This is a genomic window from Ruegeria sp. CDSA079 (genome assembly GCF_059612245.1).
Window position 1 is genome coordinate 140,654 of the sequence record NZ_JBXWQF010000007.1, and the last position, 23,848, is coordinate 164,501.

The 23,848-nt window shown below is 57.1% G+C and carries 26 protein-coding genes; 14 read left to right on the forward strand and 12 right to left on the reverse strand.

Annotated elements, in window-relative coordinates:
- Window positions 1-24 precede the first annotated feature (24 nt).
- Window positions 25-312, reverse strand: a complete 288-nt coding sequence (locus AC2FJZ_RS09745; RefSeq protein ID WP_050604813.1) for a co-chaperone GroES — start codon at window positions 310-312, stop codon at window positions 25-27.
- A gap of 153 nt (window positions 313-465) precedes the next feature.
- The gene (locus AC2FJZ_RS09750) at window positions 466-1,140 is read right to left on the reverse strand and encodes a DUF2161 domain-containing phosphodiesterase (RefSeq protein WP_496777313.1); all 675 of its coding nucleotides are present in this window, start codon (window positions 1,138-1,140) and stop codon (window positions 466-468) included.
- A gap of 124 nt (window positions 1,141-1,264) precedes the next feature.
- Between AC2FJZ_RS09750 and AC2FJZ_RS09755 the strand changes: the two genes are divergently transcribed.
- The 9 genes from AC2FJZ_RS09755 (at window position 1,265) to AC2FJZ_RS09795 (ending at window position 9,176) form a co-directional block, all read left to right on the forward strand.
- Window positions 1,265-2,245, forward strand: a complete 981-nt coding sequence (locus tag AC2FJZ_RS09755) for a TraB/GumN family protein (protein ID WP_496777315.1) — start codon at window positions 1,265-1,267, stop codon at window positions 2,243-2,245.
- A gap of 109 nt (window positions 2,246-2,354) precedes the next feature.
- Window positions 2,355-3,275: a manganese-dependent inorganic pyrophosphatase gene (locus AC2FJZ_RS09760; protein ID WP_050604815.1), complete on the forward strand. Its 921-nt coding sequence runs from the start codon at window positions 2,355-2,357 to the stop codon at window positions 3,273-3,275.
- 132 nt (window positions 3,276-3,407) lie between these two features.
- Window positions 3,408-4,484: a DUF389 domain-containing protein gene (locus AC2FJZ_RS09765; RefSeq protein WP_496777317.1), complete on the forward strand. Its 1,077-nt coding sequence runs from the start codon at window positions 3,408-3,410 to the stop codon at window positions 4,482-4,484.
- Window positions 4,485-4,586: 102 nt separating this feature from the next.
- Entirely contained in the window at window positions 4,587-5,462 is an 876-nt protein-coding gene (locus tag AC2FJZ_RS09770; protein WP_496777318.1) for a TIGR01459 family HAD-type hydrolase, read from the forward strand.
- 101 nt (window positions 5,463-5,563) lie between these two features.
- Window positions 5,564-6,007 carry a MaoC family dehydratase gene (locus AC2FJZ_RS09775; RefSeq protein ID WP_496669418.1) on the forward strand — a complete coding sequence of 148 codons (444 nt, stop codon included), beginning with the start codon at window positions 5,564-5,566 and terminating at the stop codon, window positions 6,005-6,007.
- 126 nt (window positions 6,008-6,133) lie between these two features.
- Window positions 6,134-6,625: a ClbS/DfsB family four-helix bundle protein gene (locus tag AC2FJZ_RS09780; protein WP_496777320.1), complete on the forward strand. Its 492-nt coding sequence runs from the start codon at window positions 6,134-6,136 to the stop codon at window positions 6,623-6,625.
- Window positions 6,626-6,739: 114 nt separating this feature from the next.
- Window positions 6,740-7,672 carry a bifunctional riboflavin kinase/FAD synthetase gene (locus AC2FJZ_RS09785; RefSeq protein ID WP_496777394.1) on the forward strand — a complete coding sequence of 311 codons (933 nt, stop codon included), beginning with the start codon at window positions 6,740-6,742 and terminating at the stop codon, window positions 7,670-7,672.
- Window positions 7,669-8,142: a YcgN family cysteine cluster protein gene (locus AC2FJZ_RS09790; protein WP_496777322.1), complete on the forward strand. Its 474-nt coding sequence runs from the start codon at window positions 7,669-7,671 to the stop codon at window positions 8,140-8,142. The genes AC2FJZ_RS09785 and AC2FJZ_RS09790 overlap by 4 nt, the downstream gene beginning before the upstream one ends.
- Window positions 8,142-9,176, forward strand: a complete 1,035-nt coding sequence (locus AC2FJZ_RS09795) for a threonine aldolase family protein (protein ID WP_496777324.1) — start codon at window positions 8,142-8,144, stop codon at window positions 9,174-9,176. Before AC2FJZ_RS09790 ends, AC2FJZ_RS09795 begins: the two co-directional genes overlap by 1 nt.
- Here AC2FJZ_RS09795 and AC2FJZ_RS09800 read toward each other — a convergent pair.
- Window positions 9,163-9,996, reverse strand: coding sequence for an alpha/beta fold hydrolase (locus AC2FJZ_RS09800; RefSeq protein WP_496777325.1), 834 nt, complete (start codon window positions 9,994-9,996; stop codon window positions 9,163-9,165). The two genes, AC2FJZ_RS09795 and AC2FJZ_RS09800, sit on opposite strands and share 14 nt — an antisense overlap.
- Window positions 9,993-10,595: a 2-hydroxychromene-2-carboxylate isomerase gene (locus AC2FJZ_RS09805; protein WP_496669408.1), complete on the reverse strand. Its 603-nt coding sequence runs from the start codon at window positions 10,593-10,595 to the stop codon at window positions 9,993-9,995. Before AC2FJZ_RS09805 ends, AC2FJZ_RS09800 begins: the two co-directional genes overlap by 4 nt.
- Before the next feature lie 108 nt (window positions 10,596-10,703).
- Here AC2FJZ_RS09805 and AC2FJZ_RS09810 point away from each other — a divergent pair, with 108 nt between their 5' ends.
- Both AC2FJZ_RS09810 and rpiB read left to right on the forward strand, forming a co-directional pair.
- Complete coding sequence (locus AC2FJZ_RS09810) at window positions 10,704-11,723, forward strand: ribose-phosphate pyrophosphokinase (RefSeq protein WP_298852541.1); 1,020 nt, start codon at window positions 10,704-10,706, stop codon at window positions 11,721-11,723.
- 111 nt (window positions 11,724-11,834) lie between these two features.
- Window positions 11,835-12,284 carry a ribose 5-phosphate isomerase B gene (rpiB, locus tag AC2FJZ_RS09815; protein ID WP_496777327.1) on the forward strand — a complete coding sequence of 150 codons (450 nt, stop codon included), beginning with the start codon at window positions 11,835-11,837 and terminating at the stop codon, window positions 12,282-12,284.
- A 45-nt stretch (window positions 12,285-12,329) separates the two neighbouring features.
- Here the strand turns inward: rpiB and AC2FJZ_RS09820 are convergent, their stop codons facing one another.
- The 7 genes from AC2FJZ_RS09820 to AC2FJZ_RS09850 form a co-directional block, all read right to left on the reverse strand.
- On the reverse strand, window positions 12,330-12,680 hold the full coding sequence (locus tag AC2FJZ_RS09820; protein ID WP_496777329.1) for an H-type lectin domain-containing protein: 351 nt from the start codon (window positions 12,678-12,680) through the stop codon (window positions 12,330-12,332).
- A 114-nt stretch (window positions 12,681-12,794) separates the two neighbouring features.
- On the reverse strand, window positions 12,795-13,205 hold the full coding sequence (locus AC2FJZ_RS09825; protein WP_050604827.1) for a F0F1 ATP synthase subunit epsilon: 411 nt from the start codon (window positions 13,203-13,205) through the stop codon (window positions 12,795-12,797).
- A gap of 12 nt (window positions 13,206-13,217) precedes the next feature.
- Window positions 13,218-14,642, reverse strand: coding sequence for a F0F1 ATP synthase subunit beta (atpD, locus tag AC2FJZ_RS09830; protein WP_050604828.1), 1,425 nt, complete (start codon window positions 14,640-14,642; stop codon window positions 13,218-13,220).
- A 20-nt stretch (window positions 14,643-14,662) separates the two neighbouring features.
- A complete protein-coding gene (locus AC2FJZ_RS09835) occupies window positions 14,663-15,538 on the reverse strand; it encodes a F0F1 ATP synthase subunit gamma (RefSeq protein ID WP_050604829.1) in 876 nt (291 codons plus the stop codon).
- Window positions 15,539-15,553: 15 nt separating this feature from the next.
- Window positions 15,554-17,092, reverse strand: a complete 1,539-nt coding sequence (gene atpA / locus AC2FJZ_RS09840) for a F0F1 ATP synthase subunit alpha (RefSeq protein ID WP_050604830.1) — start codon at window positions 17,090-17,092, stop codon at window positions 15,554-15,556.
- Entirely contained in the window at window positions 17,093-17,653 is a 561-nt protein-coding gene (locus tag AC2FJZ_RS09845) for a F0F1 ATP synthase subunit delta (RefSeq protein WP_050604831.1), read from the reverse strand.
- 303 nt (window positions 17,654-17,956) lie between these two features.
- A complete protein-coding gene (locus AC2FJZ_RS09850; protein WP_050604884.1) occupies window positions 17,957-18,691 on the reverse strand; it encodes a class I SAM-dependent methyltransferase in 735 nt (244 codons plus the stop codon).
- A 43-nt stretch (window positions 18,692-18,734) separates the two neighbouring features.
- Between AC2FJZ_RS09850 and gloB the strand changes: the two genes are divergently transcribed.
- The 3 genes from gloB (at window position 18,735) to AC2FJZ_RS09865 (ending at window position 23,047) form a co-directional block, all read left to right on the forward strand.
- Window positions 18,735-19,520, forward strand: a complete 786-nt coding sequence (gloB, locus tag AC2FJZ_RS09855; RefSeq protein ID WP_496777332.1) for a hydroxyacylglutathione hydrolase — start codon at window positions 18,735-18,737, stop codon at window positions 19,518-19,520.
- Between the two features lie 174 nt (window positions 19,521-19,694).
- Window positions 19,695-22,019 carry an ATP-dependent Clp protease ATP-binding subunit ClpA gene (gene clpA, locus AC2FJZ_RS09860; protein WP_050604833.1) on the forward strand — a complete coding sequence of 775 codons (2,325 nt, stop codon included), beginning with the start codon at window positions 19,695-19,697 and terminating at the stop codon, window positions 22,017-22,019.
- A gap of 140 nt (window positions 22,020-22,159) precedes the next feature.
- Window positions 22,160-23,047, forward strand: coding sequence for a YHYH protein (locus AC2FJZ_RS09865; protein WP_496777334.1), 888 nt, complete (start codon window positions 22,160-22,162; stop codon window positions 23,045-23,047).
- Here AC2FJZ_RS09865 and AC2FJZ_RS09870 read toward each other — a convergent pair.
- Window positions 23,044-23,757 (reverse strand): hypothetical protein, encoded by a 714-nt coding sequence (locus tag AC2FJZ_RS09870; protein WP_496777336.1) that lies wholly within the window; start codon window positions 23,755-23,757, stop codon window positions 23,044-23,046. The genes AC2FJZ_RS09865 and AC2FJZ_RS09870 overlap by 4 nt on opposite strands.
- Between the last annotated feature and the right edge of the window lie 91 nt (window positions 23,758-23,848).

The following is a 23,848-nucleotide window of genomic DNA, read 5'->3' on the forward strand; positions in this document are numbered from 1 at the left end:
TAGAAATCAGAGAAAGCGCGGGGCTTACTCGATGATCCCCATGATGTCGCTTTCTTTCATCATCAGCAGCTCTTCGCCTTCGACGTTGACCTCGGTGCCCGACCATTTGCCGAACAGGATCTTGTCGCCAGCTTTTACAGCCATTGCGATCAGCTCGCCGCTGTCCTTGCGCGCGCCTTCACCGGTCGATACGACCTCACCTTCGCTGGGCTTTTCTTTTGCGCTATCGGGAATGATCAGACCACCAGCAGTTTTTTCGTCGCTTTCGGTACGGCGAACCAGCACGCGGTCATGAAGCGGTTTCAATGCCATCTTTGCAGCTCCTTGGGCTCAAAGTTAGTTTATCCTCCCCTCGCCTTCCGACGAGGCGTTAGCACTCGGAATGTGTGAGTGATAACGACGCATAGCTAGGGAGTCTAAATCTCCGAGTCAACAAGTTGTCAGGGATTTTTTTTGCAAGTCAGATCAGTCAGCCTGTTCCCAGCTGTAGGCCCAGTGCTTTAACCCATCGGCCCCGGAAGACGTAAGTCCGTAGATGCCCTTTTCAACCTTCTCAAACCACCCATAGTGGTTTTCGCGCATAAGCCGGGTGGCGACAGGGACACCAACCGATTTGGCAACCTCGGCCCCCTTTGTTGGACCATTCTCCGCCAGAAACGCCGCACATTTTAGCGCGTCCTGTCGATAGGCGGTCACAATCCCATGCCGTGTGGCACCCCCCGCGTTCGGGTCCCCTCCCAGCCGGTCGAATTCGCGCAGCAGACGCGCAACCTTGGCTTTGTTTTTGCGCGGCGCATAGGGGCCTGGATCACATTGCACTTCGACCGTACCGTCAGCGCGCACGGTGATCAGGCCCAGACCCAACCGTCGACACAGTGCCAGATTGTCCTTCAGTGCCCGTCGGGCGGTTCGGCCCGTGGGCTTGGTGACAGCGATATAGACCTGATCGGTCAGTTTCAGTCGTGTGATGGCCTGGTGGAACAGCGACAGCGTAAACTTCAACTTCAGCTCGACGATCACGGGTTCCTCACCCGCGCGCACCGCAACAATATCAGCTGCCCCGACTTCGCCCTTGACCGTATACCCCTGTCGCTCCAGCAGCGCTTTGATCGGGGGGTAGAGGTCCTGTTCACGGGTCATGGCGTTATGCTACGCAAACTGTGGTGGAATGCCAGCCCATACCTCAGCCGGTGCAATCGAACTTGAAACAACCCGCCCGCCGGTACACTGTCCCCGCAACTCTGGTTTCAAAGGGAATTCACCGATGCGTCTGCTGCCATTCATCATAAGCCTTTTGTTGCCCGCAGTAGCACAGGCTGACTGTGAGGGACGCGACCTGAGAGGGGATCTGTCGCCCGAAGTCCAAGCCGAAGTGCAGGACGCTCTGACAGATACTCTATATCCCGAGGGCAATCATTGGATTGCGACCAAGGACACGACTGTGTTGCATCTGGTCGGCACAATGCACCTGAATTACCCGCAGATGGACGGCATCGTCGAACGCTTGACGCCAACACTTACACGGGCCGATGCTTTCTACTTTGAAATTCGCCAGGATGAAATGAAAGCCTGGGAACGGGAACTGGCAGCGGACCCGAGCCCGGTCCTGATCACCTCGGGCCCCACACTTATCGACCTGATTCCCGAAAAAGAATGGGCCACCCTTTCCGCGGCATTGGCTGATCGCGGCATTCCAAGCTGGATGGGGGCCAAGATGCGCCCTTGGTTTTTGAGCATGACGCTGGCTTTGCCGGCCTGCATCATACAGGACCCCGACAAAACCAATGGGTTGGACGCACGTCTGGCGCAGCTGGCCGAAGAACACAGCATCCCGCAATATTCATTGGAAAGTGTCGAGGACCTGATGACCATGTTCGACGCCTATTCGATAGAGGAACAGGCGCAATCACTCGCGCGGATGGCCGGGACCTTCCAGAATGTCGAAGATCAGATGGAAACCATGGCGAACTCGTATTTCGAGGAAAAACACGCCGAGGTCTTTGTGCTTGGACGTATTCTGGGGCAAGAGCTTTCCGGTTTGAGCGATGCCGAGTTTGAAGCCGAGTGGGCGGCGTTTGAACAGCAGTTGCTGGTTGAACGAAATGCCAACTGGATGGAACATATATTGCGGATCAAGGATCAGACAGCCGTCATTGCGGTGGGGGCTGGCCACTTTAGCGGTGACCATGGCCTGCTGAACCAGTTAGAGCAGGAAGGATTCATGCTGAAACGGGCTGCATTCTGAATTGGCGGGCATATAGCAGACTAAGCGTCGCAGACCGGTGGCCGCGACGTGACAACCGCGTTTACCCACACTATAACGCGCGCAAATTTCCAATCCGCAGGACGCTGACATGACAACGCTAGTATTTGGCCACAAATCCCCTGACACCGACTCCACAGGCTCGCCGATCCTGTGGTCGTGGTATTTGAACGAGATCAAGGATGAGCAGACCGAGCCCGTTCTGCTGGGCGAGCCCAACACCGAAGCAGCCTTTATGCTGGATAACTGGGACCTGCCCAAACCGCGCATCATCGAAGATCTGGCCGCGGATACCCCAGTGATCATCGTCGACACCAACAACCCGGCTGAATTGCCCGCCAGCATCAACGATGCGGATATTCGCGCTATCATCGACCACCACAAACTGGTCGGCGGTCTGGAAACCAAAGGTCCGATCGACATCACCGTGCGCCCGCTGGCCTGCACCGCAACTATCATGGTCGACTTGATGGGTGAAGATGCGGCCAAAATGCCCGACGCCATCAAAGGCGCGGCTCTGACCTGCATTCTGTCTGACACGCTGGAATTCCGCTCGCCTACAACAACCGCTCATGACCGTGCGGTGGCAGAACGGCTGGCGGCTGAGCTTGAGCTGGATATCTCGGCCTATGCAGCCGACATGTTCGCGGCGAAATCTGACGTGTCGTCCTTTTCGGACGCCGAGCTGATCCGCATGGATAGCAAGGAATACCAAGTCGACGGCACCAAATTCCGCGTCTCGGTTCTGGAAACGACCGCGCCTGACGTCGTGCTGGACCGCAAGGCCAGCCTGGCAGCATCGATGGTGGACGTGGCGTCAGAGGACGGTGTCGATCAGGTTCTGCTGTTCGTGGTCGATATCCTGAACGAAGAAGCCACGCTGCTGGTTCCCAACGATCTGGTCAAAACCGTCGCCGAGAAAAGCTTTGACGCAACCGTTGATGGTGATGCCGTCGTCCTGCCAGGCGTCATGAGCCGCAAAAAGCAGATCATTCCGAACCTGAAAGTCTGATCGTTTGATCATCCAGTACGAAAGGCGCCCGTTTTGGGCGCCTTTTTTCTTTCGCGCAAGGCATTTGCCAGAACGGCATCGATTGTTAGGTTGGTATTGGACGCAAAGCTTAAACCGGGTCAGACAAGCAAAATGGTCGTTCGTAGTCTCAGTATAACCAAGGGTATTCTTCGCTTCGAAGGACCAGACAAGTTTGCTTACTGGCGTCGGTTTGCGATGTTGCTGACTTTGTCGGTCGTGATCGCCACCATGGGTATGCTGCGCAACTCCGGAGCCGTCGTGATCGCAGCTATGCTGGTGGCGCCACTTATGACCCCAATTCTTGGCGTGGCGGCAGCCATGGTTATGGGCTGGCTGCAACGTGCAGCGGTTCTGGCCCTTACGGTTTGTCTGGCCGCCGTGGCCTGTGTGCTGATGGCGTGGTTTATGGTTTATGTCGCTGATGTTCCTCGCGGCATTGCAATCCCGGATCAGGTGCTTGCACGCACCGATCCCGGTACCGAAGACCTGATCGTTGCGCTCGCCGCCGGTGTGGCCGGGGCCTATGTTCAGATCAACAAATCCGAACTCAGCCTTTTGCCCGGAGCCGCAATAGGCGTTTCCCTGGTTCCACCGCTCTCTGCTTCGGGCGTTCTGTTATATTTTGGCGAACCCGCCGAAGCCTATGAGGCAGGGTTGCTGTTTGCCACCAACCTTGGCGCGATCATCCTTTCCGCCTGTACGGTTTACCTGATCTATGCCGCGCGGTCGGTCGTTTTCAGCAAGGGCAAACGCAAGCTCAACTTTACGGCCAGCGTTTTTGTTGCGCTTGCGTTCCTGGTGGTTGTCGTTCTGCAACTCGGAAAGTCCACTTATAATCGCTATCTGGAAACACGGACCGAGGCCCAGCTGGTCGAAGCCATTCGAGAGTGGGCTGACCCGGTTTCGGTCGAAATCATTCGTATCGACGTCAATGCGCGGCGAAAGAAGGTGGATGTTTGGTTGATTGTAGATCTTCCCGCAGAAGCTGCATACAAAGTCTCGTCAGTTGCCTCGCAGATCCCAGAACAACTGCGGGAAACACCGTTGGTGAATGTGCTGCAGGATGAGCTTGGGCCCGGTTACCTTGCTATTGTGCGGTATCAAAGCAGGATTGCTGCGCAAGTTATTCTGGGAACGGACAACGTCCAGCAGGCCCCGGATGTGACAGACGTTACTGAAGAAGAGTAGCAGATTCATCAATTCCTTTGTGCAAAAAGGAATGCGGGATGGTGTTCAGGCCCAAGCTTTGCCATAGCTGTCGCGACCGCGATATCAGACCCAGAGGCCCCCATGACCCAGATCGTTTCCTCGCTTGCCGAGATCTCAGACCGCTATAAGGCGTTGTTTGTCGACCTTTGGGGCTGTGTTCACAACGGCATCACGGCCTACCCCGAAGCTGTTGCGGCTTTGCAGACCTATCGCGCGAAGGGAGGGGTTGTTGTGCTGGTCACAAACTCTCCGAAACCCCGCGCAGGCGTGGCAGAGCAATTGGGGCAGTTCAACGTCCCTGCGGACGCCTATGACACCATCGCCACAAGCGGGGATTCCGCGCGGTCCGCGATGTTCCGGGGCGCTGTCGGACACAAGGTTTATTTCATGGGTGAATGGGAACGCGATGCGGGCTTCTTCGAACCGCTCAAGCTGTTGCATCACCCCATCCACATTGAGCGCGTACCGCTGAAAGAAGCCGAAGGCATTGTCTGCTGTGGTCCGTTCGACACGATGGCCGACCCTGATGTGAACCGGCCCGATTTCCTGTACGCCAAGCAGATGGGCATGAAACTGCTCTGTGCCAATCCTGATATCGTTGTTGACCGGGGCGAAGTGCGGGAATGGTGCGCTGGTGCTTTGGCCAGGCTATATACCGAAATGGGCGGCGAGAGCTTGTATTTCGGAAAACCGCATCCGCCGATCTATGACCTGGCCCGCCGGAGACTGCAGGAATTGGGTAATGATATTCCCGATGGCGACATTCTTGTGATCGGAGACGGCCCCCATACGGACATTCTGGGCGGCATGGGAGAGGGTATTGATTCTCTGTTCATCTCAGGCGGACTGGCCGCGGCCGAGACAAAAACGTCGCATCATCCGCACCATGAATCTCTAACTGCTTATATTGAAAAGGAAAAGATTAATCCAACCTATACAATCGGTCGCTTACGTTAGTCAGAAAAGACTTGATTTTCTGCAGTTGCGAAGTAATAAAGTTGCCAACCTCGGCCAAATGATGGTTTTTTCTTTCACGGCCGATTTCGAGTGAGGGCAACATGTTGGATAATCTTCCACGCGGAACGATCTGTATCGAAGACATCGAAATGGGCATGTCCCGCCACCTGCGCAAAGTGGTGACGGATGAGGACATCGAGATGTTCGCTCAGGTTTCCACCGACCGGAACCCGGTGCATCTGGATGACGACTATGCCCGCGATACGATCTTTGAGGGCCGTATTGCCCACGGGATGCTGACGGCGGGCCTGATCTCGGCCGTGATTGGCGAGCAACTGCCCGGCCATGGCACGGTTTATATGGGTCAGTCCCTGAAGTTCCTGGCCCCTGTGCGCCCGGGAGACATGGTTTATGCCGAGGTGAAAGTGGTCGACATCGACTTTTCCAAGCGCCGCGTCAAGCTGGACTGCCACTGCTCGGTTGAAGGTAAGAAGGTTCTGATCGGTGAAGCGATGGTGCTTGCCCCGTCGCGCAAGTTCGACTGACCAACGTTTTTCAAAGTTTCACCAAGTCACGGGACTGCAGGGCGCAGTTGATCTGCGTCATTTGAAAAAGGTCGGAAACCGATAGACTCTAACGCATTCATTGAGAGTCTGCGTTGGAGTTGATCCATGGCCGCGACAAGCAAAGCAGAACTGCTGAGTATCACCCAAAAAGAATATTCCAAACTGAAAGCACTGATTTCCGCCGTTTCGGTAAAAGATGCCCGGCGCAAAGATGACGAAGACACTTCGATCAAAGATGTGATCGGGCACCGTGCGCATTGGATTGACCTCTTTCTGGGTTGGTATGCTGACGGTCTGGCCGGAAAACAGGTCCACTTCCCGGCCGAAGGTTACAAATGGAACGAGCTGCGGCGCTACAATGCAGAACTCCGTCAGAAACAGGCGCGTTTGTCCTGGGGCGAGGCGGTGACGGCTTTGGACCAAGCGGAGGAGAAGTTGAACGCGTTAATTCAATCCTGTTCCGATGCTGAGCTTTACGGCGATCCAATGAAAGGCGCGCACAACAACTGGACAGTAGGTCGATGGGCCGAGGCTGCCGGGCCCAGCCATTTCCGATCCGCGACAAAGTACGTTCGATCAAGGTTGAAATCGATCTAGGACCCCTTTGTGTATGCCTGATGAGAGAGAGACGTGCATCAACCCACACAGGAATTTGTTCAGCACGTGGATGAGGTGCTTGAACATAGGTTGTATGAACAGTACCCACTTCGCATGCAGATCATCCGAGACTTTCAGTTTGTAGAGCCAACAGACCGCGGTGCCAGCGTGGCGATCGGGAATTTTGATGGCGTCCATATGGGGCACCAATCGGTCATAGAACTGGCCCGTAAATCGGCCCCCGACGCGCCGCTGGGTGTTATGACTTTCGAGCCGCATCCGCGTGAATTTTTTGCGCCTGCCTCTCCTCCGTTCCGGTTGATGAGGGGAAATGCGCGGGCGCACCGGCTGAAAAAACTGGGCGTACAGAAACTGTATGAATTGCCGTTCAACGCGGCACTGGCAGGGCTTTCCCCGGAAGAGTTTGCGCGCAATGTGATCTGTGACGGGATGGGCCTGTCTCATGTCGTTGTGGGGTCCGATTTCTGCTTTGGTAAAGGCCGTAGCGGTACCGCCGATGATCTGGTGCGGTTCGGGCGCGAGATGGGATTCGGCGTGACAATTGCCCCCTTGATGGAACGGTCCAAGAATGTTGTTTCGTCAACCGCCATCCGAACCGCGCTGAGCGAGGGCCGCCCAAGGGACGCTGCCGCGATGTTGGGCCATTGGCACAGGATCGAGGGCGAAGTAATTGGTGGTGAGCAGCGCGGGCGGGAGCTGGGCTTTCCCACCGCAAACATGTCCATCGAAGGGCTGCACCCGCCCAAATTCGGAGTCTACGCCGTATTGGTCGACGTGCTGGATGGCCCGCATCAGGGCAGCTATCACGGTGCGGCCTCGGTCGGGGTGCGCCCGATGTTTCACGGCGAAGTGCCCAATATCGAAACCTTCCTTTTCGACTTTTCGGGCGATCTTTATGGAGCAACCCTTTCGGTGGGCCTGATCGATTTTCTGCGCCCTGAAATGACATTTGACGGGCTGGATGGTTTGATCGCGCAGATGAATGCCGATTGCGAAAAAGCCCAAGGCATTTTGGCCGCCCTATGAGCGCTGATCCGATTGAACGCGCGGGCCTGCCTGCCCGGTTTTGGGAACGCAAACCGCTGCGTAAGATGAACCAGCGCGAGTGGGAGGCCCTGTGCGACGGCTGCGGTAAATGCTGCCTGAACAAGCTGGAAGATGAGGACTCGGGCGAAGTTGCCCTGACCTGCGTTGCCTGCCGTCTGCTGGACGATGAAAGCTGCCGCTGCACTCAATATGACATCCGGCACCAATTCGTGCCTGAATGCATCGTCATGACGGCCGACAATATCGACGAACACGCCTATTGGTTGCCGCAAACCTGCGCGTATCGTCTGCTGTGGGAAGGCAAGCCGCTTTACGACTGGCATCCATTGATATCGGGTTCGCCAGACAGCGTGCACGCGGCAGGTGTCTCGGTTCAGGGGCGCACGGTGTCCGAGTTCGAAACCCCCATGGAAGAGTGGGAAGACTATATCATCGAGGAGCCAAGCTGATGTATTTCGCGTCTGACAATTCCGGACCGGTTCACCCTCAGGTCATGACCAACCTGGCCGAGGCCAATCAGGGCTATCAGATGGCCTATGGCGCCGACACAATGATGAATGAGGTGCGCGATCGCATCCGCAGCATCTTTGAGGCCCCCGGCGCTGCCGTTTATCTGGTAGCGACAGGAACGGCGGCAAATTCGCTGGCTCTGGCGACCCTGTCCAATCCCTGGGAAACGATCTTTTGCTCTCCGGTCGCCCACATCCATGAAGACGAGTGCAACGCGCCCGAGTTTTACACTGGCGCCAAGCTGACCCTTGTCCCCGGCGGCGACAAGATGACCCCCGATGCGTTGCGCGGGTCGATCCTGGGCGAAGAAACGCGCGGAGTGCACGGACCGCAGCGCGGGCCTGTGTCGATCACACAGGTGACCGAGCGTGGATCGGTCTATTCGCTGGAAGAACTGCAGGCGCTGTGTGGGATCGCAAAAGAATATGGCTTGCCCGTCCATATGGATGGTGCACGATTCACCAATGCGCTTGTCGCCCTGAATTGTTCCTCGGCTGACATGACTTGGAAAGCGGGCGTTGATGCGGTCAGCTTTGGCGGCACCAAGAACGGTTTGATGGGTGTTGAAGCGGTGGTGTTCTTCGACGAAAGCAAAGCTTGGGAGTTTGAGCTGCGGCGCAAACGCGGGGCGCATCTGTTTTCCAAACATCGCTATCTGTCCGCTCAGATGGCGGCTTATCTTGAGGATGACCTGTGGCTGCATTCGGCGCGTCAGGCCAATGCAAACTGTGCCCGGCTGGCCGATGGTTTGCGTGCTAAGGGTGCTGAATTTTTGCACGAGCCGCAGGCCAACATGATCTTTGCCGCTTTCCCACGCGCGAAACACAAACAGCTGCATGAGGCGGGCGCGATCTATCACCTCTGGGGGGATGAGCTGGAAGGCGAGAATGACGACGAAAGTCTCGCCTGCCGATTGGTCTGCGACTGGTCCATCGGGTCGGCTGAGATCGATCAGTTTCTCAATCTGCTTTAACCGAAGATAAGGCGTTAGATAGCCAGAACTCCTGCAGCAGCGCGCTGGTCTCATTTGGGTGTGAGATGGGCAGCATATGCCCCGCCCCTCTTACCACCTCATGACGCGCGCCTGGCAGCCGTTGCTGCAAGCTTTCGCATATCGCTTGCATCACGGGATGCGTTTCCGACCCGCTCAGCAACAGGACCGGCATCGACAAACGATCGAGCTTTCCAGGCGAAAGCAACCCCGCCTGATCGTCATAGATCGCAGAGTGCACTGCTGGAACGGCACCTATCCCGCGCACCATGTTAGCCTTTGTCCGTTCGGGCAAATCAGGCCATTTGGGGCTGATCTGGGTGCTCCACATCCTGTTGAACAGTCGCGCGGCCAGAACCTTGTCACCTGCTTTGAAGGCCGCGCTTATGGGCTTGAAGTCTTCTTCGTGCTGCTCGAACAGAAGTGGCGCATCTTGCTTCGCGACAGCAAAGAACACGGGTTCGATCAGGATCAAGCTGCGTACCCTTTCCGGGTACTCTATCGCCAGCCTCAACGCAATCATCGCCCCAAAGGAATGACCGATCAAATCCATTCGTTCGGACAACTGGGCCGCGGCCGGATTGGTCACTTGGTCAAAGAAGTCACTCTGTCCGTCCCAATCAGGGCTTTTTCCATGCGAAAGCATGTCCGGGGCAATCAAGGTCGCGTCACCGCTCAGCATGTTGGCCAAGCCCGACCACGCACCGGAATGCGCAATCGTGCAGTGGAGGGCAAGCAGTTTCCGCTCCCCCTTCCCCAGCCTTCGGACAAATACCGATCGCGCCGCGGCCGCGGCTGTCATTCCTTCATCTCGGTCAGATGCCGATCCAAATCATCCAGACTGTCCTGACCCCAGAACCGCTGACCGTCTGGCGTGATATAGAATGGCGCACCGAACGCGCCTTGATCCACGGCCTCTTCCAGATTGGCGGCATAGGTTTCGGCACCGACCAGCAATCCGCTGTTAGCCAGATCTGGATCAAAGCCGGAATTTGCCAAACAATCGCGGATCACGTCGTCCTGTGCCACGTCTTTCTCTTCGGCCCAGCAAGCGCGCAGGATCAATTGGCACAGCTTGCCCACATCCCCAGACCCGTCCTTTGTCGCAGCGATCACCGCATATGAGGACGGCGCCATATTGGTCGGCCAATGCATGGGTTTCAGGTTGAAATCTAAACCCAGACGTTTGGCTTGGCGCAACAAGTCCTGTGCGCGGTATTCGATGCGCGAGATATGACGGTCTTTCGGTGGCGTACCTCCGGTGCGCGAGAACAGGGCCATGATGTCCAGCGGTTTGTAATTGATGGTCGCGCCATGTTTCGCCGTGATCTCTTCCAGTCGGTTTCCGGCCAGATAAGTGTAGGGTGAAATTGTCGCAAAATAGTAGTCAATCCGGGTCATGTTCACTTTCTCCGCTGCGTTACCTTTGCGGGACGTTAAGGCCATGCTAAGCGGTGTCAACATCACGAATCTGTCACATTGCCATTGCTGCCCGGGGACCTTCAGCCGATGCCGACACTTCACGAACCCAAGCTCATCGCTGGGAACGCCAACCTTCCTCTTGCTAAAACCATCGCACGCCGCATGAGCCTGTATCGCGGCGTTGACCAGGGTCTGGTCGATGCGCGCGTCGAACGCTTCAATGACGGCGAGATCTTCGTCGAGGTGTTCGAGAACGTACGCGGCGAAGATATGTTCATTATCCAGCCGACCTCGAACCCGGCCAATGACAACCTGATGGAGCTGCTGATCATCGCCGATGCGCTGCGCCGGTCATCAGCCCAGCGGATTACGGCTGTGATCCCCTATTTCGGTTACGCCCGTCAGGACCGCCGCACCAAAGCCCGGACGCCAATCAGCGCTAAGCTGGTGGCCAACATGCTGACCGGTGCAGGGATCGAACGGATTCTGACCATGGACCTGCACGCAGCGCAGATTCAGGGCTTTTTCGATATGCCCGTCGACAACCTCTATGCCTCGCCGATCTTTGCTTTGGACGTAAAGAACCAGTTCAAGGACAGCCTGGATGAGATCATGGTGGTTTCACCCGACGTCGGCGGCGTGGCGCGTGCGCGCGAGCTGGCCAAGCGGATTAACGCGCCCCTGTCGATCGTGGACAAACGCCGCGAGAAAGCAGGCGAAGTGGCAGAGATGACAGTGATCGGCGACGTGAAGGACAAGATCTGCCTGATCGTGGACGACATGTGTGACACCGCCGGAACGCTGTGCAAGGCGGCACAAGTTCTGCTGGATAACGGCGCGAAAGAGGTTCACTCCTACATCACGCATGGCGTCATGAGCGGCCCTGCGGTCGAGCGTGTCACCAACTCGGTGATGAAATCGCTGGTTCTGACTGACACGATCCAGCCGACCAAAGAGATTGCCAAGGCCAAGAACATCCGCATCGTGCCTACCGCGCCGATCTTTACTCAGGCGATCCTGAACATCTGGAACGGCACCAGCGTGTCTTCGCTGTTCGAAGACAAAACGCTGACGCCGATCTACGAATCCATGTACCAGATGGATTGAGTTCTGAGGGGCGGCCAGACAAGCCGCCCTTTTGCTTTTCGAAATCTGATCCGCCCTGCCCGCTGCTCACCGGCATGTGCGTGGATCCGCGAAAGAGGGGAAAAACCTCCGATGACCGCAAGCAAACGCATTGTCCTGTCCAGTGACCACGCCGCGATCGATCTGCGTCAGGCCGTGGCAAAACACATCGCCCAACAAGGCTGGGACGTGGTCGATATCGGCCCGACGACGCCCGAAAGCACACATTACCCCATGCACGGCAAAGCGGCAGCTGAAGCTGTCGTATCGGGCGATTGCAGTTTGGGCATCATCCTGTGCGGTACCGGTCAGGGCATCATGATGGCCGCAAACAAAGTGCCGGGCATTCGCTGCGGTGTGTGTTCAGACGCATTCTCGGCCCGTATGATCCGCCAGCACAACGACGCCAACATGCTGTCGATCGGCGCGCGCGTTGTCGGCGAAGGTCAAGCGCTGGAAATCGTGGACGCATTCCTAGGCGCCGAGTTCGAAGGCGGTCGCCACGCAACGCGAGTGGATATGATCGAAACGCAAGAAGACTAAGTTACAAGCTGCAGTTAGAACGCTTGAAAACACGGCTAACCCGGGTCAGGAAATGTTCCAGTCGTCCGGGTGTGCCACCTCTCCAATCGCTGTCCAGCTTGCGCGGATGCGGGCAATCCGAGTGTCGGACCAAGTTCGAAATACTGCGTCAAAGCCCTCGGTGGTGATGTTTTCGGCCTGAACCTCGGCGCGTAGAGCCGAGGACGTGTCGACATCCCAAAGCGAGATTCCGATCTGTACTACGGGCGGAGTGCGAAAGGCTTCTTTGAACTGAATGGGTGTGCGGCGTTCACGAGGCCCCTGCCCCGTCCACATTTCGCCGCCTTCGGCAAATTCCGAAAACAGGACGTCTTCACCCTGATCAATTCCAATGGGATGGGTTAGGAACTTTTTCATTATGTCATCATTATTCTTGAATTCCCGCAACTTATCCCGGCAATTCGGCAAAAGCACGACAAAAAAACGGCCCCGCAAATGCGAGGCCGCTCAAATTTTTTACGGATAAGCCCTTCAAAGGCTCATATGTGTTCCAAGCGCTTCCATGTCGGCCAGCAGCTTTGCCGCGTCGTCGACAATGGTCTGATCATCGCCACCCTTGGCAGCCTCGTGCGAGGCGCGGGCGTCTTCGATCAGCTCGTCCAGATGCGCCCGGGTCACTTCCGCTACCGGAATGGCCTTTTCGGCCAGAACCGACAAGCTGTCGCCGTTGATCTGGGCAAACCCGCCGGTGACCAGGTATTCGCTGGACCCTTCGGGTGCCTCAACCTTCAGCAGACCGGGGCGCAGCGTGGTGATGGTGGGGGCATGATCGGGCATCGCCGTCATGTCCCCGTCCGCGCCGGGAATCTGGACCGCGGTCGCGCTGAGCGAAGCTAGGCTCCGCTCGGGGCTGACGAGGTCGAATTGCATCGTGTTTGCCATCAGGTGTGCTCCTTAGGCGGCTTCTGCGGCCATCTTCTCCGCTTTGGCGATCACTTCGTCGATGCCGCCAACCATCAGGAAGGCCGCCTCGGGAAGGTGATCGTATTCGCCGGCCACAACGGCCTTGAACGACGCGATGGTGACATCCAGAGGAACCTGAACACCGGGCGAACCGGTGAAAACCTCGGCCACATCGAACGGCTGTGACAGGAAACGTTCGATCTTACGGGCGCGGGCCACGGTCAGTTTGTCCTCTTCCGACAGTTCATCCATGCCAAGGATGGCAATGATGTCCTGCAGCGACTTGTAGCGTTGGAGGATCTGCTGAACGTCAGTCGCAACGGTATAGTGCTCTTCACCAACGATAGCCGGGTCGAGCAGACGCGAAGTCGAGTCGAGCGGGTCAACGGCCGGGTAGATACCCTTTTCCGAGATCGCACGGTTCAAAACGGTAGTCGCGTCCAAGTGCGCAAACGACGTGGCCGGCGCAGGGTCGGTCAAGTCATCCGCAGGAACATAAACGGCCTGCACGGACGTGATCGAGCCCGATTTGGTCGAGGTGATGCGTTCCTGCATCGCGCCCATGTCGGTCGCCAGCGTCGGCTGGTAGCCCACAGCGGAAGGAATACGACCCAGCAGAGCCGAAACCTCGGAACCCGCCTGCGTGAAGCGGAAGATGTTGTCGACAAAGAACAGAACGTCGGCGCCGGTTGCGTCACGGAACTGTTCCGCCAGGGTCAGACCCGACAGAGCGATCCGCATACGCGCACCCGGAGGCTCGTTCATCTGACCATAGACCAGGGCGATTTTCGAATCTTCCAGCTTGTCAGGAACGATAACGCCGGATTCGATCATCTCGTGATACAGGTCGTTGCCTTCACGGGTCCGCTCACCAACACCCGCGAACACGGACACGCCCGAGTGCACTTTGGCGATGTTGTTAATCAGTTCCATGATCAGAACGGTTTTGCCAACACCGGCGCCGCCGAACAGGCCGATCTTACCGCCTTTGGCGTAAGGGGCCAGCAGGTCAACAACCTTGATGCCGGTGACCAGAACTTCGGATTCAGTTGCCTGATCCGCGAAATCCGGTGCTTCCTGGTGGATGGCGCGGGTTTCAGTTGTTTCGACGGGGCCCTTTTCGTCGATGGGCTCACCCACAACGTTCAGGATACGGCCCAAAGTCGCGTTGCCGACCGGAACCGCGATCGGTGCGCCGGTGTCGGTGACTTCTTCGCCACGAACCAGACCTTCGGTTGCGTCCATTGCAATGGTGCGGACAGTGTTTTCGCCCAGGTGCTGTGCTACTTCCAAAACCAGCTTCTTGCCGTTGTTGGTGGTATCCAGCGCGTTCAGAATTTCAGGCAGCTCATCATCAAAGTGCACGTCGACGACGGCCCCGATAATCTGAGTGACTTTGCCTTTTGCATTCGCCATGTTTCGTCTCCGGTTTGTCTCTACAGCGCTTCGGCGCCGGAAATGATTTCAATCAGCTCGTTGGTGATCACGGCCTGACGCGAGCGGTTGAACTGGATCGTCAGTTTGTCGATCATTTCACCCGCGTTGCGTGTCGCGTTGTCCATCGCAGACATCCGTGCACCCTGTTCCGAGGCCCCGTTTTCAAGCAGACCCGAGAAGATTGCAGTCGCAACCCCTTTAGGCAGCAGATCGGCCAAGATGGCCTCTTCGCTGGGCTCGTAATCGAAGACCGCGCCGCTGTCGTCCCCTTCGATATCCTCGAACGAGGCAGGGATGATCTGTTGCGCCGTTGGTATCTGGCTCACGACGTTGACGAACTTCGAGTAGAAGATCGTGGCTACGTCGAACTCACCCGCGTCGAAACGGGACAGGACGTCTTTGGCGATGTCCTGCGCGTTGGAATATCCCAGACGCTTGACCTCGCTCAGATCGACATGACCGACGAACAGATCGCCATAGTCACGCTTGATCGCATCGCGGCCTTTCTTGCCAACGGTCAAAATCTTAACCGTCTTGCCCTTGGCCTTCAGTTCGTAAGCTTTGGCACGGGCCAGCTTGGCGATGTTCGAGTTGAAGCCGCCACACAGGCCACGTTCTGCTGTCATGACAACCAGCAGATGGACATCATCACTGCCCGTACCACGGAGCAGTTTGGGGGCGCTGTCGCTGCCCCCGACCGATGCCGCCAGCCCCGCCATCACGGCATTAAACCGTGCGGTGTAGGGGCGAGAGGCTTCGGCAGATTCCTGGGCGCGGCGCAATTTTGCAGCCGCGACCATCTGCATGGCCTTGGTGATCTTGCGGGTCGATTTGACCGACTCGATCCTGTTTTTAAGATCCTTAAGATTTGGCATGTGCCCGCCTCTCCCTTAAGCGAAGGTTGCGGCGTATTCGTCAATCGCAGCCTTGATCTTGTCGGAAGCGTCGCCCTTGATCTTGGGATCTTCGTCGGTGATCCACTGAAGCAGGTCGGCGTGCTTGCCGCGCAGATGCGCCAGCAGGCCAGCTTCGTAGCGGCCAACTTCGGATACATCGATCTTGTCCAGGTAGCCATTGGTGCCAGCGAAGATGACGCAGACGATTTCAGCGTTGGTCAACGGTGAGTACTGAGGCTGTTTCATCAGCTCGGTCAGACGGGCACCACGGTTCAGCAGCTGCTGGGTCGCGGCGTCAAGGTCGGAACCGAACTGCGCAAACGCAGCCATTTCGCGGTACTGAGCCAGTTCCAGCTTAACCGGACCGGCAACCGACTTCATCGAGTTGGTCTGAGCCGAAGAGCCGACACGCGAAACCGACAGACCGGTGTTCACAGCAGGACGGATGCCCTGATAGAACAGCTCGGTTTCGAGGAAGATCTGGCCGTCGGTGATCGAGATCACGTTGGTCGGAATAAACGCCGAAACGTCACCACCCTGAGTTTCAATAACCGGCAGTGCGGTCAGCGAGCCCGCACCGAAGTCTTCGTTCAGCTTCGCCGAACGCTCCAGCAGGCGGGAGTGGAGGTAGAAAACGTCACCAGGATAGGCTTCACGGCCGGGCGGACGACGCAGCAGCAGGGACATCTGACGATATGACACAGCCTGTTTCGACAGGTCATCATAGATGATCAGCGCGTGGCGGCCGTTGTCGCGGAAGTATTCGGCCATCGCGGTTGCGGCGTAAGGTGCCAGGAACTGCATCGGCGCCGGGTCGGACGCGGTGGCGGCCACAACGATCGAGTAGTCAATCGCGCCGGATTCTTCCAGCTTCTTCACCAGCTGTGCAACGGTCGAACGCTTCTGGCCGATCGCGACGTAAACGCAGTACAGCTTCTTTGACTCGTCGTCGCCAGCTGCTTCGTTGTAAGTTTTCTGGTTCAGGATCGCGTCCAGAGCAACGGCAGTTTTACCGGTCTGACGGTCACCAATGATCAGTTCCCGCTGGCCACGGCCAATCGGGATCATCGCGTCAACCGATTTCAGGCCGGTTGCCATCGGCTCGTGAACCGATTTACGCGGGATGATGCCCGGCGCTTTTACGTCTGCAACACCACGCTTGGAAGCGTTGATCGGGCCTTTGCCGTCCAGCGGGTTGCCCAGACCGTCAACAACACGGCCCAGCAGCTCGTCACCGATCGGAACGTCCACGATCGAATTGGTGCGCTTGACAGTGTCACCTTCTTTGATGTCACGGTCGGAACCGAAGATAACAACACCAACGTTGTCACTTTCCAGGTTCAGCGCCATGCCCATTATGCCGCCGGGGAATTCGACCATCTCACCGGCTTGCACGTTGTCCAGGCCGTATACACGGGCAATCCCGTCACCGACGCTCAGCACGCGACCGATTTCGGCCACTTCGGCTTCCTGACCAAAATTCTTGATCTGGTCCTTCAGGATTGCAGAAATCTCTGCAGCTTGGATTCCCATTTATCCGACCTCTTTCATTGCATTCTGTAGGGAGTTGAGCTTCGAGCGAATCGAGCTATCGATCATCTTCGAGCCCACTTTAACGACAAGACCGCCGATGAGGCTTTCATCAACGGTCGCATTGATTGTCACGGTCTTGCCCACACGCTCGGACAGCGTCTTGGACAGTTTTTCCAGTTGTGTCTTGGTCAGCGCCTTGGCCGAGGCAACATCCGCAGTCACTTCGCCACGCTCGTCCGCCAGCATGTCGCGCAGAACCTGCACCAGTTGCGGCACGACGAACAGACGGCGCTTCTGCGCCATCAGACCCAGCGTGTTGCGCAGGATGGCGTTCAGGGCCATCTTGTCAGCGATTGCGGTGATCGCACCTTCCTGTTCAGCGCGGGAAATCAGCGGCGAGGCGATCAGGTCGCGCAACTCGGCGCTGTCGCCCAGTGCTGCTGCCAGATCATTGATGCCGGATTCCAGACCTGCAAGGTCATTGTTCTCTTTGGCGATCTCAAAGATCGCGGTGGCATAGCGCTCGGCAATGCCAGTGGAAATCGAAGCTGGTTCGGACACGTCCACCCTTCCGATACTTTGGGCCCCGAATTCGCGTGCGGCAGCTACCCCGGGGGCGTGAAGAAACCCCGTCCTTAAAGGGCGGGGATCAAAATCACCGGGGATGTAGCAGAGGTGTTCCAACCAAGCAATACGCTATAGCGGTAACAGAATTATCCACAAATTGTTAATTTTCATGTACTTACGCCAAGTGCGACGGTTTGAACACATTGGCCCAGTTGAAAAATGTTACGAATATGCAGGTTTTTGCGATTCCTGTGACTTTTTTCCCGCAATTTTGTCGCTTCGGAATGTCAGCGATTGTCACGCAGGTTTCAACAAACCGTCCAGCGCCTTGATCGGTTTTTTGACTGCGTCTTTTGTCACGCTGCCGCTGGGCGGACGAATGTGCTTGCTGACCTCGACCATCAGCACGCCCCCAGCCATGACAGTAGGAATCCGTTGCCCGGTTTTTTCGATCAAACTGCCGGATTTCAACCAGAAGCGGCGGAAGGAAGGAGGCCTGTACAGGGCCGAACAATGCGCCTCGGGCAGGAAGTGATGCGCCTTGAGCTGGTTTTCCAGCTGAGTGGCGGTATAGGGGCGCCCGTAGCCAAACGGCGTTTTGTCTGTCCGCGACCAGAGTCCCCCCCGGTTCGGGACAATGAACACAGCTCGACCGCCGGGGCCCAGAACACGCCAACATTCGTCCAGCAGCTGGTTCGGCCTCTCTGACGTTTCCAGCCCATGCATCACGACAAGCTTGTCCACGTGACCGGTTTCAATCGGCCAGAGCGTTTCTTCGGTCAGAACGGAAACATTTGGCATCCCGGCAGGCCAGGGCATCACGCCCTGCGGGCCGGGCATCAGGCCGATAACCCGGCGTGCATCCGCCAGGTAGGGGCGCAGCAACGGCACGGCAAAGCCAAATCCGGCCACCGTCTGGCCTTTTGCTTCGGGCCAAAGCTCGCTCAGGCGTCCGCGAATGGCCGCTTGCGCCGCACGCCCCAGCGTACTGCGGTAGTAGAAGTTCCTCAGATCCTGCACATCAAGATGCATTGCGGACATCCGGTCAATCGGCTTAGCTGGGCGCAGTCTAGCAATGAAAGGGCAAAAAGCCATGCCTCTTGAGATCGTTACAATCCCATGCCTCAGCGACAACTACGCCTTTCTGGCCCATGACGGCATCAATGGCCAGACCGCGTTGATCGACGCGCCCGAGGCCGGACCGATCCTGAAAGTGCTGGAAGAACGCGGATGGACGTTATCCCACGTGCTTCTGACCCATCACCACTGGGATCACGTCGATGGGCTGGCTGGGATTCTGGAAAAACACCCGGCTCAGGTCATCGGGGCTGCAGCGGATGCCCATCGCCTGCCACCGCTGGACCTGCAAGTGGCCGAGGGCGATAGCTTTGACATCGGAGGTGAGCCGGTTCAGGTTCTTGATGTTTCCGGCCACACAGTCGGGCATATCGCTTTTTACATGCCGCAAAGTGCCGCCGTGTTCACCGCCGACAGCCTTATGGCGCTTGGCTGCGGACGTCTGTTCGAGGGCACACCAGAACAGATGTGGGATTCACTCAGCAAACTGGCCGCCCTACCAGACAGCACTCTGGTCTGTTCGGGGCATGAATATACACAGTCCAACGCCAAATTTGCCATTACGATCGATCCAGACAACGCCGACCTCAAGGCGCGCATCGCCGAGATTGACCAAGCACGTGCCGCCAGGAAGGCGACCGTTCCGTCGATTCTGGCGATGGAAAAGGCCACAAATCCTTTCCTGAGGGCAACCGACCCAGCGATTCAGGCACACTTGGGCATGGTTGGCGCAAACCCTGAGGTCGTTTTTGCGGACATCCGGGGTAGAAAAGACCGGTTTTGATGCCTATTTGCCCCTCTTCACGGCCACGGTCACAACAAATGTGACTGTCAAGAGCAAGAAAACCCTTGAAGCCGGGGCACGATCAACCAAACTCTAATAGTATGAGGACATGGTTGGGATGGGGTTCCGGCCGAAAGCTCGCCCCCTTCTGACCCAATACAGAGGAGCACCCGCGTGCCTTCATTCTCGAGCACATTGGAACAAGCCATCCACGCGGCCTTGGCGGCCGCGAATGAACGGCGTCATGAATTTGCAACGCTAGAGCATCTGCTGCTGGCGCTTCTGGAAGAACCCGATGCGGTGCGCGTCATGAAGGCGTGCAGCGTCGATCTGGACGAGCTGCGCAGCACTCTGGTGGAATTCATCGACGAAGATCTGTCGAATCTGGTCACGGATATCGACGGGTCCGAAGCCGTTCCAACGGCAGCCTTCCAGCGCGTCATTCAGCGCGCCGCGATCCACGTACAAAGCTCGGGCCGGACCGAAGTGACCGGCGCCAACGTACTGGTTGCCGTTTTCGCCGAACGCGAAAGCAATGCCGCCTATTTCCTGCAAGAGCAGGACATGACCCGTTACGACGCGGTCAATTTCATCGCCCATGGCGTGGCCAAAGATCCCGCTTATGGCGAAAGCCGCTCGGTATCCGGTGCGGATCAGGTGGAAGAAGACGCTCAGACCACATCTGGCGAAACCGAACAGAAAGAAAGCGCGCTGGGGAAATACTGCGTCGATCTGAACGCGAAATCACGGGCGGGTGATGTTGATCCGTTGATCGGACGCTCGGACGAGGTGGAACGCTGCATCCAGGTGCTGTGCCGTCGCCGCAAGAACAACCCGCTGCTGGTGGGGGATCCCGGCGTGGGTAAAACCGCCATCGCCGAAGGTCTGGCGCATAAGATCATCGGCGGACAGGCCCCCGATGTGCTGGCCAACACCACGATCTATTCACTGGACATGGGCGCGCTGCTGGCCGGAACTCGCTATCGCGGTGACTTCGAAGAACGTCTGAAGGCGGTCGTCACAGAGCTGGAAGACCACCCCGACGCGGTTCTGTTCATTGACGAAATCCATACCGTGATCGGTGCCGGTGCAACCTCGGGCGGGGCGATGGATGCTTCGAACCTGCTGAAGCCTGCGCTTCAGGGCGGCAAGCTGCGCACCATGGGTTCGACCACTTACAAAGAGTTCCGTCAGCATTTCGAAAAAGACCGCGCGCTGAGCCGCCGGTTCCAGAAAATCGATGTGAATGAACCTTCGGTCGAAGACAGCGTGAAAATCCTGCGCGGTCTGAAACCCTATTTTGAAGAGCATCACGACATCAAATACACCGCCGATGCGATCAAGACTGCGGTGGAGCTGTCGGCCCGCTATATCAACGACCGCAAACTGCCCGACAAGGCCATCGACGTAATCGATGAGGCCGGCGCGGCGCAACATCTGGTCGCTGAAAGCAAGCGTCGCAAGACCATTGGGGTAAAGGAGATTGAGGCAGTCGTCGCCAAGATCGCCCGCATCCCGCCCAAGAACGTCACCAAGGACGATGCCGAGGTGCTGAAAGATCTCGAAGCTTCGTTGAAACGCGTGGTGTTTGGCCAAGATCTGGCCATCGAGGCGCTATCCAGCGCGATCAAACTGGCCCGTGCTGGTCTGCGTGAGCCTGAAAAGCCCATCGGCAACTACCTGTTCGCTGGTCCAACCGGTGTGGGTAAGACCGAGGTGGCGAAACAGCTGGCGGATACGCTGGGTGTCGAGCTGCTGCGATTTGACATGTCCGAATACATGGAGAAACACGCGGTCAGCCGTCTGATCGGCGCACCTCCGGGCTATGTTGGGTTTGATCAGGGTGGTTTGCTCACCGACGGTGTCGACCAGCATCCGCATTGCGTTCTGTTGTTGGACGAAATCGAGAAAGCGCATCCGGACGTGTTCAACATCCTGTTGCAGGTGATGGACCATGGTGAGCTGACGGATCACAACGGCCGTACCGTGAACTTCCGCAATGTGGTTCTGATCATGACCTCAAACGCGGGCGCGCAGGAACAGGCCAAAGCAGCCATCGGCTTCGGTCGCGACCGTCGCGAAGGCGAAGACACCGCTGCGATTGAGCGCATGTTTACGCCGGAATTCCGCAACCGTCTGGATGCTGTGATTTCGTTCGCACCGCTGCCAAAAGAGGTCATCCTGCAAGTGGTTGAGAAATTCGTCTTGCAGCTTGAAGCGCAACTGCTGGATCGCAGTGTGACCATCGATCTGACACCCAAAGCTGCTGAGTGGCTGGCCGACAAAGGGTATGATGACAAAATGGGTGCGCGTCCTCTGGGTCGTGTGATTCAGGAACACATCAAGAAACCTCTGGCCGAGGAGCTGCTGTTCGGCAAGCTGGCCAAAGGCGGTGTGGTTCGTGTCTCGATCAAGAAGGGCGAGCTGGATCTTGAAATTATGGGTCCGGATCAGCGGCGCATTCCAGGCGACAAGCCTCCGCTGTTAACGGCGGACTGATCTGGAAACAGACCACTTTTTAGAAGCCCGGCGATCCCTGTCGTCGGGTTTTTTCTTAGTTCCAATACGGGTAATTGCGACGGAACCCGGTCTCTGCCGCGTGTAATCTTCAATGATTTACGCAGGACAGGGACTGGAACGTGAGCAAGACTTCTATCATTTGGAGCGCAGCTTTTGCCCTTTCGGCCGTCGCAGCTGTTGCAACGGCACAGCACAGGTTTCGCTATCACGACGAAACGACGACAAAACCTCTCAGATTGGTGCCCGCCACCGTAGATCCCGGGAAAAACAGGGCCTCAGTGAAAGAAAATGACACCACAATCAGAGTGAAGGGCAACGGGATTCCTGATCATCTGGTTGGCCAGTTTCCAAACCGGGGCAATCCACACCAAATCGAACGGCAGAAAGTCAACCTCAAGGTGCCAGCAGCCCCCGAAACCAAGGGCACATTCACACCGCTGCGCATGGGCTGGAACTTTGGGGTTTCCCTCAACGGGGTTGTTTTTGACCCGCTTGCGGCCGAGTTCTGGCATGGCAACCCAAGATCCGGTTGGTCCTACAATGCGTTGGGCGGAGCGATTGCTCTGGGGTTGGATGCGAATTATGCCCATGTGCAGCCGAACGGAAAATACCACTATCACGGTGTTCCTACAGGGTTGATCGAGCTTCTGGGATGGTCCCCTGCTGCGCATTCACCGTTGATCGGGTACGCCGCAGATGGCTTTCCGATTTACGCGAGGACAGGTGCAGTAGACGGCAAAGTCATTGAGATGACGCCCTCTTATCGTCTGAAATCCGGGACCCGCCCGGGTGGCAGCGCGCCGAACGGGCGGTATGATGGCACATTTAATGAGGATTATGCCTATGTTCAGGGGCACGGCAATCTGGACCAATGCAACGGCGCATTCACCGTTTCAACAGAGTACCCCAACGGGACCTATGCCTATTTCCTGACCGAGGATTACCCCGTGGTGCCTCGATGTTTCACAGGCACTCCGGATCAGAGTTTTCGATTTGGCAGGCGCTAAGCTGATTGGACCATGGACGCGATTGCCAGGGGTGCGTAATGAGTTCTTTTTTGTTGTTGGAAACGAGGTTGGCCATTCCGCACCTGCACCGGGCATGGCACCGGCAGGGCCTTTGGATTCCTGTCCCAAGCCGCATAGTAGGCGGACAGAACATTATAGGCAAAACGAGGTCCGGTGCTGCCCTGAGACAGGGCGGACAGGATCGCAATGCTCAGATCGCGGGTTTTACGAAGCCGCCCGGCCTTTGTGGGCGCAAAATACTCAAAGTCGATGAACCGTATCTGACGCCCATCCCAGCACATATCCCGAAACGCCGGGCGTCCATGAGCCAGACCCATCCCATGAAGCCGTGCCAAAGCCTGTCCAGCAGCGCGACACGCCATGAGTTTTCCCGCCATGGTGACGGACTTGTCTTTGGACAATCTGGTCAGGCTGGCTCCGGCGTGTTCGATGGCGACATACCCTTTGCCTTCAGCTAAAATTCTGGGGACCGGTGCGCCGTATTTCCACAAGAATTGGTGGGATGATCGGTCACGTTCGAATGCTTGATCAGGCTTTCCCTTCACCAGCCAGAGATGAGGCGCGAAACGTTCGACCCGTTTAAGCCAAAACCTGACCCCTCGCCCGGCCTGGCACAATGTCACACGCTGGTGGGGGCCTTGCAGAGCGATATCGACTGCTATGTGTAAATCTGTTGTCCTGTCTTTCACGAACAGCCCCATTCAACCTATGGTTATGATATAGGGTGCGTCTGCCGCAATTCACCTGGCCCAAAATTAAAATCTGTTAAAATAAACAGTT